General features: G+C 66.0%; 13 protein-coding genes. 10 read left to right on the top strand and 3 right to left on the bottom strand.

Features of this window, described 5'->3' with window-relative positions:
* The first annotated feature begins 231 nt into the window (after positions 1-231).
* Positions 232-1,347, top strand: coding sequence for an acyl-CoA dehydrogenase family protein (locus tag A9X03_RS26495; RefSeq protein ID WP_068263806.1), 1,116 nt, complete (start codon positions 232-234; stop codon positions 1,345-1,347).
* Positions 1,344-2,246, top strand: a complete 903-nt coding sequence (locus A9X03_RS26490) for a TIGR03619 family F420-dependent LLM class oxidoreductase (protein ID WP_068263803.1) — start codon at positions 1,344-1,346, stop codon at positions 2,244-2,246. The genes A9X03_RS26495 and A9X03_RS26490 overlap by 4 nt, the downstream gene beginning before the upstream one ends.
* Before the next feature lie 7 nt (positions 2,247-2,253).
* Here the strand turns inward: A9X03_RS26490 and A9X03_RS26485 are convergent, their stop codons facing one another.
* Positions 2,254-2,691: a nuclear transport factor 2 family protein gene (locus A9X03_RS26485; protein ID WP_082974580.1), complete on the bottom strand. Its 438-nt coding sequence runs from the start codon at positions 2,689-2,691 to the stop codon at positions 2,254-2,256.
* 49 nt (positions 2,692-2,740) lie between these two features.
* Between A9X03_RS26485 and A9X03_RS26480 the strand changes: the two genes are divergently transcribed.
* From A9X03_RS26480 to A9X03_RS26470, 3 genes are all read left to right on the top strand, one after another.
* Positions 2,741-3,370 (top strand): cysteine hydrolase, encoded by a 630-nt coding sequence (locus tag A9X03_RS26480; RefSeq protein ID WP_068263800.1) that lies wholly within the window; start codon positions 2,741-2,743, stop codon positions 3,368-3,370.
* Positions 3,371-3,473: 103 nt separating this feature from the next.
* Positions 3,474-4,667 carry an amidohydrolase family protein gene (locus A9X03_RS26475; protein ID WP_068014900.1) on the top strand — a complete coding sequence of 398 codons (1,194 nt, stop codon included), beginning with the start codon at positions 3,474-3,476 and terminating at the stop codon, positions 4,665-4,667.
* Positions 4,664-5,140 carry a MaoC family dehydratase gene (locus tag A9X03_RS26470; RefSeq protein WP_068014898.1) on the top strand — a complete coding sequence of 159 codons (477 nt, stop codon included), beginning with the start codon at positions 4,664-4,666 and terminating at the stop codon, positions 5,138-5,140. Before A9X03_RS26475 ends, A9X03_RS26470 begins: the two co-directional genes overlap by 4 nt.
* A 43-nt stretch (positions 5,141-5,183) precedes the next feature.
* Here the strand turns inward: A9X03_RS26470 and A9X03_RS26465 are convergent, their stop codons facing one another.
* Together A9X03_RS26465 and A9X03_RS26460 are read right to left on the bottom strand one after the other, a co-directional pair.
* Entirely contained in the window at positions 5,184-7,580 is a 2,397-nt protein-coding gene (locus A9X03_RS26465; protein WP_068263797.1) for a CaiB/BaiF CoA-transferase family protein, read from the bottom strand.
* A complete protein-coding gene (locus A9X03_RS26460; RefSeq protein ID WP_068263826.1) occupies positions 7,577-9,037 on the bottom strand; it encodes an aldehyde dehydrogenase family protein in 1,461 nt (486 codons plus the stop codon). Before A9X03_RS26460 ends, A9X03_RS26465 begins: the two co-directional genes overlap by 4 nt.
* Before the next feature lie 260 nt (positions 9,038-9,297).
* On the opposite strand from A9X03_RS26460, the gene A9X03_RS26455 reads away from it, so the two are divergent.
* The 5 genes from A9X03_RS26455 to A9X03_RS26435 all read left to right on the top strand — a co-directional run.
* Positions 9,298-10,473 (top strand): cytochrome P450, encoded by a 1,176-nt coding sequence (locus tag A9X03_RS26455; protein ID WP_068263794.1) that lies wholly within the window; start codon positions 9,298-9,300, stop codon positions 10,471-10,473.
* A complete protein-coding gene (locus A9X03_RS26450) occupies positions 10,473-11,660 on the top strand; it encodes an acyl-CoA dehydrogenase family protein (RefSeq protein ID WP_068014891.1) in 1,188 nt (395 codons plus the stop codon). Before A9X03_RS26455 ends, A9X03_RS26450 begins: the two co-directional genes overlap by 1 nt.
* A gap of 16 nt (positions 11,661-11,676) precedes the next feature.
* Positions 11,677-12,225 carry a MaoC family dehydratase N-terminal domain-containing protein gene (locus tag A9X03_RS26445; RefSeq protein ID WP_067747646.1) on the top strand — a complete coding sequence of 183 codons (549 nt, stop codon included), beginning with the start codon at positions 11,677-11,679 and terminating at the stop codon, positions 12,223-12,225.
* A complete protein-coding gene (locus tag A9X03_RS26440) occupies positions 12,225-12,638 on the top strand; it encodes a Zn-ribbon domain-containing OB-fold protein (RefSeq protein ID WP_067747644.1) in 414 nt (137 codons plus the stop codon). Before A9X03_RS26445 ends, A9X03_RS26440 begins: the two co-directional genes overlap by 1 nt.
* Before the next feature lie 20 nt (positions 12,639-12,658).
* On the top strand, positions 12,659-13,403 hold a 745-nt coding region (locus tag A9X03_RS26435; protein ID WP_068263791.1), incomplete at its 3' end, for an acyl-CoA dehydrogenase family protein.

The raw sequence follows: 13,403 nt of genomic DNA, 5'->3' as shown, positions 1-13,403 counted from the left end.
TAGTGAGAATGTAAATTCTCTATTTCCAGAAAACATACTATCCTGGTGCGGCAATGGCCATCCCGGGCTGGATGCCCGAAGGGCTCGAGCAGCGGGCGGCGCCGGCTCGGCCGCGATCGCACCGAGGAGACATGAGACCTTCACAACCGCTGGGAGACAACAGGATCGGGCCCGCGGCGATTGGCTTGTGGATGGCCGATCCCGCGACACGGCCGAGCCGGGAGGCTGCGCGTGCCGACCGGTGAGCTCGACGAGCTCCGCGCGGTCGTTCGGGACTACCTGACGGCCACATCACCCAGCGAGACCGTGCGCAAGTTGATGGCGACGGAAACCGGCTACGACGAGGCATCGTGGCGCCAGATGGCCGGCGAGTTGGGGCTGCACGGCATCGGGGTTCCCGAGCGGTGGGGCGGGGCGGGTGCGGGCATGGCCGAACTGGCGGTGGTCTTTGAGGAAATGGGGCGCGCGTTGCTCTGCTCCCCCTTCTTCGCCACCGTGGCCATGGCGACCCAGGCCATTCTCGCCAGCGGCGATGATGCCGCGGCCGAAGAGTTCATCCCCGGCTTCGTTGACGGCTCTGCCACCGCAACGCTGATCCTCAACGGCCGCCTTGGCGCCTGGGACCCCGGTGCAGTGACGTTGCGTGCCGACCGCAGTGGCGGCGCCTACCGGGTCCACGGTGAGGCGCCGCTCGTGATCGACGGTCACACCGCGGACATCATCCTCGCCGCGGCCAACACCGAAGCCGGCATCTCGTTGCTGGCGATTCGGGCCGGGTCAGAGGGGGTCCGGCGGAGGCCGCTGGCCGGACTCGACCGCACCCGAAAAGTCGCCTGGCTGGAGTTCGGCGGTGTCCGGGCGGCGCTGATCGGCACGGAGGGGGCCGCGGCCGACTTCCTGGCACACACTTCGGACCTCGCCATCGTGGCGCTGACTGCCGAACAGGTGGGCGCCGCGCGGCGCTGCCTCGACATGGCCGTCGACTACGCCAAGCAACGGATCCAGTTCGGTCGGCCCATCGGCAGTTTCCAGGCGATCAAGCATCGGTGCGCGGACATGTTGGTTCAGGTTGAGGGTGCGCTTTCCGCCGTGACGCATGCGGCCGAAGTGGCCCACACCGATGACCTGCCGGCCACCGCGTCGGTCGCGAAAATGGTGTGTTCCGAGGCCTTCCTCCACGTCGCGCTCGACAACATGCGCATCCACGGCGGTATCGGCTTCACCTGGGAACACGACGCCCACCTTTTCGTCCGCCGCGCCAAGGCCACCCAGTTGATCTTCGGCGACCCGGACTACCACGCCCAACGACTGGCCACACTTGTCTCCGCGACGAAAGGACCCACGTGACCGTTTCTTTCTCTCTCGAACTGCCCACCCAGCGAGTGGAGGCGGTGGACGAGTTCGTCACCGCCGACGCCATTGCCGACATCGCGCGAGCGGCCGAGGCGAGCAAATTCGCGGCGGTCCATGTCACCGACCACCCCGCACCGGACGCGAAGTGGCTCGACCACGGCGGGCACCACGCCCTCGATCCGTTCGTCGCGCTGGCCTTCGCCGCCGCCGCAACGACCCACGTCAAGCTGCTGACCAATGTCTACATCGCCGCCTACCGCAACCCGTTCCTCGGCGCCAAATCGATTCAAAGCCTCGCGGTGTTGTCCGGGGGCCGGCTGATCCTGGGCACCGCGGCGGGATACCTGAAGCCCGAATTCAAGGCCCTGGGAGTCGATTTCGACAACCGCGGTGCCCTGCTCGATGAGGCCCTCGATGTGCTGGACAAGGTGCTCGGCGGCGGCGACCTCGCGTACGAGGGGACGTCGTTCGCCGCCCGCGGCGTCCGGTTGCGGCCGCTGCCCGCGAGTCCGCCCCCGGTCTGGGTCGGCGGCAACAGCAAGGCGGCGGTTCGCCGGGCGGTGTCACGCGCTCAGGGGTGGGCGCCGTTCAATACGTTCGGCTACGCGGCGGCCTCGCGCACAGCGGAAATCTCGACGATCGATGACCTGGCGCTCGCCATCGACTGGGCCAAGCAGTACGCGGCCGAGATCGGCCGCACCGCCCCGCTGGAGATCTGTTTCTCGGCGGGAAACCTGTTGGACGACGGTAAGTCGGCCGACGAACGTCACGCGACGATCGCGCGGCTCGAGTCCGCCGGGGTCACCTGGCTCACCATCGCGCCGGCAGGTGCCGACCGGACCGAAGTCATCGACCGTGCTCGCGCCTTCGCCGACGAGTTCATCGCCGGGTGACGCGACGTCACGCCATCAGACTGCCGGCGGCGAATGCGTCCACGCTGATCCGGCGATGGGCGAACAGCCACCGACCGTCGACGGGTGTCAGTACGTCGCGGTAGCGGCCCCAGTGGTCGAGCCCGATGTCGGTGTGGACGGCGAAATAACTGCTGACCTCGACCCTGTCGCGGGCCACCGACCCGAACCTGATGCTGGTGACGTGGTGGCGGACATGAGTCGGCGCCCGCCGCCCCGATTGCCCAGGCTTTGTCACAGCGGCGCCCAGGCCCGCCTCGATCGCCGAGGGTCCCGTCAGCGGCCCGTCCCCCCCGGTGAATTCCAGCACGCCCTCGTCGGCGAAGCATGCCGCCAGCGCGCGAAGATCGAATCGGTCTGTGGCCGCGGTGTAGTCGGCCAACGTCTGTCGCACCGACTCCCGAACCTCGAGCTCCCACGCCTCCACCTGACCTCCTCGTTAATGACCGTTCCAGCACACGATAACGTTTATTCTCATGCCGCAACCAAGCCTTGAGGACCTGCTCGATCCGGTGACAACCGCGCTGGTGACCCAAGAGTGTCAGGGCGGGGTGATCGGGCCGCAGGCCGGCCTTCCGCTGCTCGTCGAGGAGGCCCGGCGAGAAGCCATTCCCAACATTGCCAGGCTGCTCGATGCGGCCAGGGCGGCCGGCGTGACGGTCGTGCACTGCCTGATACAGCGGCGCGCCGACGGCCGCGGTTCGAACACGAACGCCCGGTTGTTCGCGGCGGGGAAATCCTTCGGCGTCGACCTGACGCCCGGTAGCGCGGGCGCCTCGGTGCTCCCGGAATTGGGTCCACACGACTCCGACCTCGTGCTCACCCGCACCCACGGTGTCGGCCCGATGTGCGGCACCGATCTGGACTCGGTGCTGCGCAACCTGGGAATCAAAACCATTGTCGGAGTTGGTGTGTCGGTGAATATCGCGATCACCAACTTCGTCATGGATGCGGTCAACAGGGGCTATCAGTTCGTCCTACCGCGGGACGCGGTCAGTGGATACCCGCGCGAGTATGCCGATTCGATCATCGACAACACGCTGTCCCTGCTCGCCACCGTGACCCCGTCGAGCGCGGTCATCGACGTGTGGAATGCAGCGGTGTGACCTGTCGCCGGCGCCCCAGATGTGGATGTTCCCGGGCGATGGTGATAACGTCGTTCTCAAATAGCGTAAATGATCATATTCGCTGCTCAGGAGGAAGAGTCACATGTCGTCCCGATCACTGCCGTATCCGGTTTTCGACATCGACAACCACATGTACGAGACGACGGACGCGCTCACGAAATACCTGCCCAAGGAGCACCGCGGGAAGGTCGGTTACGTCGAGGTCAACGGCAGGCCCAAACTGGTTGTCAAGGACCGCATCAGCCACATGATCCCCAACCCGACGTTCGCGCGGGTTGCGAGGCCGGGCAGCGCCGAGGATTACTTCCTCGGCAACAACCCCGAGGGCCTCAACTTTCGCGAGTTCATCGGCGAGGCAATGGATGTCATCCCCGCCTACCAGGCGCCCGCCCCGCGGTTGGAGCTGATGGATGAACTGGGCCTCGACCAGTGTGTGATGTACCCGACCCTCGCCAGCCTCATCGAGGAGCGCACCACCGACGACGTCGTCCTAACCCACGCGATCATCCACGCGCTCAACGAGTGGATGCACGAGCATTGGACGTTCAACTACCACGATCGGATCTTCGCCACACCCGTCATCTGCCTGCCGATCGTGGACGAAGCCATCAGGGAACTGCACTGGTGCTTGGAGCGCGGGATGAAGACATTCCTGGTTCGGCCCGCGCCGGTGCCCAGTCGCTTCGGCGGCTCGCGATCCATGGGGCTGCCCGAGTTCGACCCGTTCTGGGAGGAGGTCGTCAACGCCGGCATGCCGGTCACCATGCACGCCTCGGACAGCGGCTACCAAAAACACCTCATGGAATGGGAGGGCGGCGACGAGTACCTGTCCTTCGCACCGAGCGCCCTGCGCGAGGTCGTGATGGGGCACCGGGCCATCGAGGACACCCTGGCCGCCATGATCTGCCACGGCGCGCTCTCGCGCTTCCCGGATCTGAAGATCTTCTGCGTGGAGAACGGCAGCGGCTGGGTGCGCAACCTGCTCGAGCAGCTCAACACGGCGTACAAGATCATGCCGAAGGAGTTCGACGAGCACCCGGTCGAGGTGTTCAAGCGCAACATCTACATCCACCCGTTCCTCGAGGACGACGTCAAGGGCATCGTCGACATCATGGGCGAGGACCACGTCATGTTCGGCTCCGACTTCCCGCACCCCGAGGGTATCGGCGACCCGCTGAGCTTCGTCGACCGGCTGGACGGCATCCCGGACTCGGCCAAGGCAAAGATCATGGGCGGCAACGCGATCGAGCACTTGAAGGTCAAGGTCGCGGCGTGACCCAGGCGCCCGCTGGCCCCACGGTTTACGAGGGGATCGCGGACTTCGAGGCTCACGTCGGCGAGCACCTTGGGTACAGCGATTGGCATCGGGTCACGCAGAAGGAGATCGATCTCTTCGCCGAGGCAACTGGTGACCATCAGTGGATCCACGTCGACCGGGAGAGGGCGGCCAGCGGTCCGTATGGCAGGACCATCGCACACGGCTATCTGACCTTGTCGCTGGTACCCATCCTGGTGCAACAGATCTATAAGGTGACCGGGCTGGCGATGCAGGTGAACTACGGCTCCGACAAGCTTCGGTTCCCCGCGCCGGTGCCGGTCGACTCGCGCATCCGGGCGGGGGCCGAGCTGCTGAAGGTGGAGCGCAACGACAAGGGGGGACGGGCCACGGTGCGCGTCACGGTCGAAGTCGAGGGCAACGACCGACCGGCGTGCGTCGTCGACACGATCGCGGCGATGGTCGACGCCTGACCACACGACACACGCCCGCCGGGGCTGACGGCGGCGGGTATCGCTACGCGTTGAGAATGCGTTGGCCGATGACGCGTTGCTCCTGCAACGCGTCGATGTCCGCATCGGACAGTCCAAGCGCCCCAAGCACCTCGGCGTTGTGCTGACCCAGCGTCGGCGCGGCGGTCCGGTGGTGGTGTGCGGGGCCCGGCGAGATCTGAAATGGCCAGCCCGGAAACCTCTGTCGGCCAGTGATCGGGTGGGCCAAATCTTGATAGAAACCGCGCGCATCGAGCTGTTCGACGTCATACATCTCGTCGGCTGCAAGTAGACGCTCGGCTGGGACGCGTTGTCGGACAAGCGTTGCCACCAGCTCACCGGCGGGTCGCCTGCTCGTCCAACTCGCGAGCACCTCGTCGAATTCGTCGTGGTGTTGCCGGCGAGCTTCCGCAGTCGCGAATCTCGGGTCGTCGCGCAGCTCGTCACGATCGATGGCGGCCAGCAGCGCGACCCAGTCGGCGTCGTCGCGCACGGAGATCGCGATCCACTCGTCGGCGCGGGCCGTCGGATAAACGCCTTGGGCGTATTTGCGGTGCCGATTTCCCTCCCGCGGCCGCACCGTGCCCGTCAGTGAGTACTCAATCACCGGTTCGGCGGTCACCGCAGCGCCAACCTCGATTTGCGCGACCTCGATGAGCTGGCCCTCACCGGTCGACCGCCGATGCTCGAGCGCGGCCAGCAATGCCACACCCGCATGTACGCCGGCGATGGGATCGGCGGGGCCCTGCAGGTTGCACGGCGGGCCATCCGGGTAACCGGTCATCGCCGACATCCCGGATACCTGTTCGATGTTCAGCGCCCAGCCCACGTAGTCGCGCCACGGCCCCTGTAGACCGAATCCGGGCATTCGCACCATGATCACGCCGGGATTGATCTTCGCGAGGGACTCATAGTCGAGCCCGAATTGCTCGACCACGCGCGGCGAGAAGTTCTCCACCACCACGTCGGCCTCGGCGGCCAGCCGCAGGGCCAACTCGCGGCCGGCGGCGGAGTTGAGGTCCAGGGTGATATCGCGCTTGTTGAGATTGGTTCCCTGCCAAAGTGGCCCCCGTTCGTACCAGTCTTCCCCTTCGCGGAGTAACGAGCCGGAGTAGCGGTGGCCGTCGGGGCGTTGGATGGATTCGACCTTGACCACGTCCGCCCCGAACGCGCCGAGGTAGCACGTCAGGTAGGCACCCGCCCAGAAGGTGCTCAGGTCGAAGACCTTCAAACCGTCGAACGGCAGGGCGACACTGGGGACGCCGTCCTCCCGGCGGGGTGCTTGCCGCTCGCCCCAAGCGGCCTGCGTGGCACTTCGGAGGGCGGGAGCAGGCAGCGATGGCGCGCTCGGCGTCTTCGAAAACCGAAACGGCGCACCAGGTCTGGTGAACCCGCCGGATTCGGTCGGGGCCTTGACGAAAAACCCTCGCTCGGCGTACTGCGGACAGGCGAGAATGGTGTCGCCGTCGGTGACCGGCGCGGCGGGTATCCGCATGGCCTGACTCAGCTCGACCAGATCGGAGACGGTCATCGAATCGAGGAAGGGCTGTGCCTTGGCAAAGAACTCGCCGCGCTCTGGCCCGCCCAGCATGACCGCGAGCTGATGCTCGCCGAACTCGGGCAACCCGACCATGGCGCACACGTCCAGCCAGTGCTGGCCGGTCAGGCAGTTGATGCCGATCCAGCCATCGGCGGCCCGAACGATCCCCAGCATCGGTGCGGCTTTGGAATTCGTCGGCAGACCAAGGCTTTTCAGGCGAGCCGCCATCAGCATCGGATACGGCAGCGTCGACAGCAACGACTCGAACATCGAGACGTCAACCTCGACGGGCCTGTTCGTTCCGCCCGCGGCGATTCGCAGTGCCGTCAGCGTCCCGAGGGCCGCATACGAGCCCGCGATGTACTCCGGAATCCGGGCGCCCGCCTGTACCGGAGCTCGACCGGGATCGCGCATGTTCACCCACCCCGCGGCCGCCTGCAAGGTCAACGGAGTCGTCACCCGATCGCGAAGCGGTCCCTCCTGGCCGAAGCTCGAGATCCGGACGACTATGAGGCCGGGGTTGATCCGGCCAAGAGCCTCCAGGTCCAGTCCCCACTCCAGGCGGGCAGCCGAGCCCGCCGGCAGGTCCTCGACGAGCACATCCGCCGTCGCGGTCAACTCGTGGACGGCGGCGAGGCCATCCTCCCGACCGAAATCGACTGTCGTTCCGCGTTTTCCCGCATTGAGATACCCGAACAGCCCGCATCGCTCGGGATCCGGAACGTTCGCGGGGAACGGACCCCACCGGCGCAACGGGTCACCCGCCGGCGGCTCGATCTTGCATACGTCGGCGCCCAGGTCGACGAGCAGTTTTGTGCAATACGGCCCCGCGATCTCGGAGGCCAGCTCGACGACACGCAACCCCGTCAGCGGCCGGTTCACGCCGGTATCCCGATGGCCTTCGGCTCCATGTAGGCTCGCAGTCCCATCACACCGCCCTCCCGGCCGATCCCGCTCTGCTTGAAGCCGCCGAACGGTGCGTCCCCGGGGATGGTGCCGTTGATCGACACCTGCCCGGTCCGGATCCGGCGGGCGATGCCCACGGCACGGTCGACGTCACGTCCCCAAACCGCGCCACCTAGCCCGTAGGCCGAGTTGTTGGCGATCGCCACCGCGTCGTCGTCGTCGCGGTACCGCAACACCGTCAGGACGGGTCCGAACACCTCCTCCTGCGCGATGTAGGACTCGGCCGACGCATCGGTGAGTATCGTCGGCTCGAAATAGAAGCCCTTGTTCAGGTCTTTCGGACAGGCTCCCCCGGCGACCACGGTTGCACCGTCGGCCTCAGCGCGTTTGACGAAGCCCTCGACGCGGTCGAGGTGCTCGCGGCTGATCAGCGGTCCCATGGTGACCGCCGGATCGACGGGATCGCCGATCACGACCGCGCGGGCCAGCGCGGCGAGCCGGTCCACCACTTCGTCGTGGATCGCGTCCGGCAGCAGCAGCCTGCTGTTGAGGATGCAGGCCTGCCCGGCGTGCATCGTGCAGCCCTCGAACAGCAGGCGCTCCATGAATTCGTCGGTGATGTCGACGTCGGGAAGCAGGATCGTCGCCGACTTTCCGCCGCATTCCAGCAGAACTCGTTTCATGGTCGTCGCCGCGCCCGCCATCACGTCGCGGCCCACGACCGAGCTGCCGGTGAAACTGACCATGTCGACCCTGGGGTCCAAGGTCAGGCTTCTGCTGGCCTCGAGGCTGTTCGGCGTGACCACATTGACCACACCCGGGGGGATGTCGGTGTCCTCGTGGACGACCCGGGCGAGGGCGAGCCCGGCAAGGGGCGTCAGCGGGGACGGTTTGAGCACGAGCGTATTTCCGGCCGCGAGCGCCGCTCCCAATTTCATGACATTGAGGGTGTGCGGGAAGTTCCACGGCGTCATCGCCGCCACCACACCGAGCGGTTCGTAGCGCAACAGCGTGGTGCCCGCGGCACCCCACGCGTCCAAGGGCGCCTCGGCGGGTTCGACTGCCAGTTCGGCGGCGTGTCCCATCATGAAGACCGGTCCGTCGACGTGAATCAGCCGCTCGTTTGCGGTACAGCCCCACTCGGCCTGCGCGAGGTCGTAGATCTCCTCTCCCCTGGCCAGCAACGCGTCGCTGAGCTGTTGCAGGCACCGCGCACGCTCGGCGGGATCGGCCGCCGGCCACGGACCCGTATCGAAGGCCGTTCTCGCGGCGCCGATCGCCTGCGCAACTTGGTCAACGCTGGCGTCGGGCGCCGTTCCGATCACCGCTTCGGTCGCGGGGTTCGTGACGTCGTAGCGCCCGCTGTCCGGGTCGGTCCACCGCCCGTCGATGTAGTGCCCCTCAGCCTCGAGGAGGGAACGAGACCCAGCCATCATCCGCCTGCCTTCCCTGACTGCTTGCTCGCGGCGCGATGCGGGCGGCGCCTTACGAGAACATACATACTTTGGCAGTGTGTACACAACCCGCTGCAGCGCCCTGACCGGCAATTAACGTAATTTTCGGTCATATACGCCGTGATTGACAGATGGCCCGGGCCTACTGTAGACACCATGGAAACGGACATTCTTCTCAAATCTGTCCGAAGCAAGCTCGGTGTCGAGGAAGGCATGCGGTGCCCACAACTACTGTCCCATTGCATTCACCCGACTTCTACGCCGGCGATCCGTACCCGGTCTACCGAGAGCTTCGCAACACCACGCCTGTCGTGTGGAATGACGTCACCAAGTTCTGGGCGCTGTTGAAGTACGAGGACATTCGTTATGTCTCCGGCCACCCACTGACCTTCTCATCGACGAAAGGCATCTCGATACCGGATCCCGCCCAACCCGAACCCGTTCAGGAGGGCAACCTGATCTTCACCGATCCCCCACGCCACCGGCAGCTTCGCAAGCTCATCAACTCCGGCTTCACCCGCCGCCAGGTGCAGCTGCTCGAACCCAAGGTGCGCGAGATCGTGCGCGGCATAGTGGACAACATCGACCCGGCAAAGACCCAGCAGTTCGCTGAGGACATCGCGTCACCCCTGCCGACGCGGTTGATCGCGGAGATGCTGGGGGCCCCGACCGAGGACTGGGAAAAGTTTCGGACGTGGTCCGACGCGGCGGTGGGCACCGCCGATCCGGACATCGAGATGGATCACCTCGTCGCGCTCGGTGAGCTCTACGAATATTTCACCAAGCTCATCGCGGCTCGCCGATCCGGTGAGGTCAGCGGGCAAAACGATCTGCTGAGCATTTTGGCGGCGGCCGAGGTCGACGGTGAGCAGCTCAGCGACGCGGACCTGCTGAATTTTTCGTTCCTGTTGTTGGTCGCCGGCAACGAAACCACCCGCAATCTGATCGCGTTGGGCACGCTGGCGTTGATCGACCATCCCGATCAGTTCGCGCTACTGCGGTCGAACCCGGCGAAATTGTTGCCCTGCGCGGTCGAGGAGATGCTGCGATTCACCAGCCCGGTCACCCACATGGCCCGCTGCGCCACCGAGGACGTCGAGATCCGCGGCCAGCAGATCAAGGCGGGCGACACGGTGGTCATGCTCTACGGCGCCGCCAACCGCGACGAAGAAATCTTCGGCCCTACCAGCGAAGACTTCGACATCACGCGTAACCCGAACCCCCACATCGCATTCGGTGCGGGTGAGCACGCCTGCCTTGGTGCCCAGCTGGCCCGGCTGGAGGCTCGAGTGTTCTTCGAGGTGCTCTTGGGAACGTATCCGTCGATCGAACTCACCGGCGACGTGACGCGACTGCGCGCCACCATGACGCCAGGCGTGAAGAGCATGCCGGTACGACTGGGAACGAGCGGCTGATGGACTTCGACTACACACCCGAACAGGAACAGCTTCGGAAGGACTACCGGACCCGCCTCGAAGCGGTGATGACGCCGGAGCGCAGAGCCGCCGTCGCCAACCTGACGGAGGGAGGCGCCGCGATCGCCGAATGCAGGCGCGCGCTCGGCGAGGCCGGTCTGCTCGGCGTCGCCTGGCCGGTTGAATTCGGGGGCGGCGGCCTGACCGCGCTGGAGCAGTACATCTTCTCGGAAGAGGCCCGCAGGGTCAACGCCCCGCTGCCGATGATCACGCTCAACACCGTGGGGCCCACGCTGATTCAGTACGGCACCGAGGAGCAGAAAGCCAAGTTTCTGCCCGCCATCCTCAAGGGCACCGTCGAATTTGCGATCGGCTACTCGGAGCCCGGGGCCGGCAGCGATCTCGCGTCGCTGCGCACCACGGCGGTGCGCGACGGCGACGAGTTCGTCATCAACGGCTCGAAAATGTTCACCAGCGGGGCCGAGTTCGCCGACTACATCTGGCTGGCCGCCCGTACCGACCCGAACGCGAAGAAGCACAAGGGGATAACCCTTTTCATCGTGCCGACCGACTCGCCGGGGTTCTCCTGGAAGCCGTTACACACCATGCCGGGTGTGTCGACGTATTACACCTTCTACGATGACGTCCGGGTACCCGAGAGCGCCATCGTGCTCGGCGAGAACCAGGGCTGGACGTTGGTGACCAACCAGCTGAATCTGGAACGCGCCGCGCTCGGCAACCTCGGCGCCCTGGAACCGCTGTTCAACAAGACGCTCAAATGGGCGTCGACGACGCCGCTGGACGACGGCATGGTCATCGACAAGCCCTGGGCGCAGCAGGCGCTGGCCCGCGTGGAAGCGCAGGTCGCGGCCTACCGACTGCTCAATTTGCGCGTGAACTCGACGATGAGCGCCGGCGCGCTCGGCATGGGCGAGGCTTCCGCGGCAAAGGTGTTCGGCACGGAGCTCACGCAGCAGGTTGCCCGCGAACTGCTCGAGGTTGTCGGCCAGGCCGGTACGCGCAAGGACGCGGCGGCTCCACTCAAGGGCGAATTGGAGAGCGCATATCGCATGGCGGTCATCAACACATTCGGCGGCGGGGCCAACGAGCTGCAACGCGACATCATCGCCATGGCAGGCCTGGGGATGCCGCGCGCGCCGCGCGACATGCGGGCCGGCGCATCCTAAGAGGAAGGTACGAGCCGTGACCGAAACAACGAAGGACCCGCTGCGCGAGCGCCTCGACGCGCTCATCGGTAGACCCATCAGTTCCGGACAGCCGGTCAAGGCGCCGGATCCCGTGAATGCGGCAATGATTCGGCATTGGGCGTACGCGCTCGACGATATGAACCCCGCCTATCTGGATCCGGAGTTTGCCTCCTCCTCTCGCTACGGTGGCCTCGTCTCGCCTCCGGTGATGCTGCAGTCGTGGACCATGGCGCCACCCAAGCTCGCAGGCATTCACGAGCGTGGCGGAGTCCCCGTCGAGCTCAAGGAGAATCCGCTGCAGTTCCTGACCGATGCGGGCTACACCGGCACGGTCGCCACCAACTCCGAGTTCGAGCTCGAGCGTTACCCACGGGTGGGCGACGAGATCACCGCCGAAACGGTTTTCGAGACGATCTCCGACGAGAAGAAGACGGCGATGGGCCACGGCTACTTCGTCACCTGGATCACCACCTATCGCGACCAGAACGGCGAGGTGATCGGCCGCCAGCGGTTCCGCACCCTGCGGTTCAAGACGGGAAACTGATGGCCACCAGACTCGCTCCGTCGATCAGTCCGGACACCGAATTCTTCTGGTCGGGCCTTCGGGACCACAAGCTGCTGATCCAGCGGTGCACGGACTGCAAGACCCTGCGGGTGCCCCCGCGCCCGATGTGCGGGAACTGCCAGTCCCTCAACTGGGATTCCGTCGAATCGACCGGCCGCGGAACGGTTTACAGCTTTGTCATGCCGCAATATCCTCCGCTGCCGTTCCTCCAATATCCCTACGTGGTCGCCCTGATCGAGCTCGACGAAGGAGTTCGCATCGTGTCGAACCTGTGCGAAATCGAGCCCGGCGCCATCGAGGTCGGGTTGCCCGTCGAGGTTTTCTACGAGAATTTCGAAGCCATCCCGAGCGGGGAAGAGCTGGTGCTGCACCAGTTCCGGCCCGCGCGCTGACAACGAGGCATCAAGCGAGCATGGACTTTACCTTCACCGAAGAACAAGAGACGGTCGGCAAGGTGGCCCGTCAACTCTTCGAGCACCGCGCCACCCCCGACGCTCTGACCGACCTGGAATCCGGCGGGGTTCGCCACGACGAAGCGATGTGGCGCGAACTCGCTTCGTCGGACCTGCTGGGCATCGCGCTGCCCGAGTCCGTCGGCGGCAGCGGACGCGGCTTCCTCGAGCTCGGCGTGCTACTCGCCGAGGTCGGCTGGAGCGTTGCGCCCGCGCCCGTCTACGCGACCCTCCTGCTCGGCGCGGATACCATTGCGCGACACGGTGACTCGGCTATCCACGAGCGATACCTCCCGGGAGTGGTGGACGGCAGCACGATCCTCACAGCCGCGCTCGCCGAACAGGGCAACTCCGACCCGACCGCGCCACGCACAACCGCGCGCGCCGACGGCGACGCCTGGACCCTCGACGGCAGCAAGGAGCTCGTACCGGCGGCGCAGCTTGCCGAAGCCATCGTGGTTTCGGCTCAAGCCGACGACGGCCCGGCCTTGTTCGTCGTCGATGCGGCGGCCGACGGCGTGACCGTGTCGCCGGTGGCGACCACCAACGGTGAGCCCTACGCGGACGTCGAACTGACTGGCGTCGTGGGGCATCGACTCAACGGGGGTGGCGCCGCGGACGCGGTCGGCTCGCTGTACACCAGGGCACTGGTCGGTTTGTGCGCGATGCAACTCGGCGTCGCCGAACGCGCGTTGAAGATCGCCG

Origin of the sequence: Mycobacterium sp. E1715, assembly GCF_001667625.1 — a bacterium.
GTDB lineage: Bacteria > Actinomycetota > Actinomycetes > Mycobacteriales > Mycobacteriaceae > Mycobacterium.
The sequence above is the reverse complement of the archived record's forward strand: the minus strand, read 5'-3'. Positions and strand labels throughout refer to the sequence as shown.

Bases quoted from the DNA above. Each gene is read 5' to 3' on its own strand.
- A9X03_RS26480 (WP_068263800.1), top strand. From the start codon at position 2,741: ATGCCGCAACCAAGCCTTGAGGACCTGCTCGATCCGGTGACAACCGCG.
- A9X03_RS26475 (WP_068014900.1), top strand. From the start codon at position 3,474: ATGTCGTCCCGATCACTGCCGTATCCGGTTTTCGACATCGACAACCAC.
- A9X03_RS26460 (WP_068263826.1), bottom strand. From the start codon at position 9,037: ATGGCTGGGTCTCGTTCCCTCCTCGAGGCTGAGGGGCACTACATCGAC.
- A9X03_RS26450 (WP_068014891.1), top strand. From the start codon at position 10,473: ATGGACTTCGACTACACACCCGAACAGGAACAGCTTCGGAAGGACTAC.
- A9X03_RS26440 (WP_067747644.1), top strand. From the start codon at position 12,225: ATGGCCACCAGACTCGCTCCGTCGATCAGTCCGGACACCGAATTCTTC.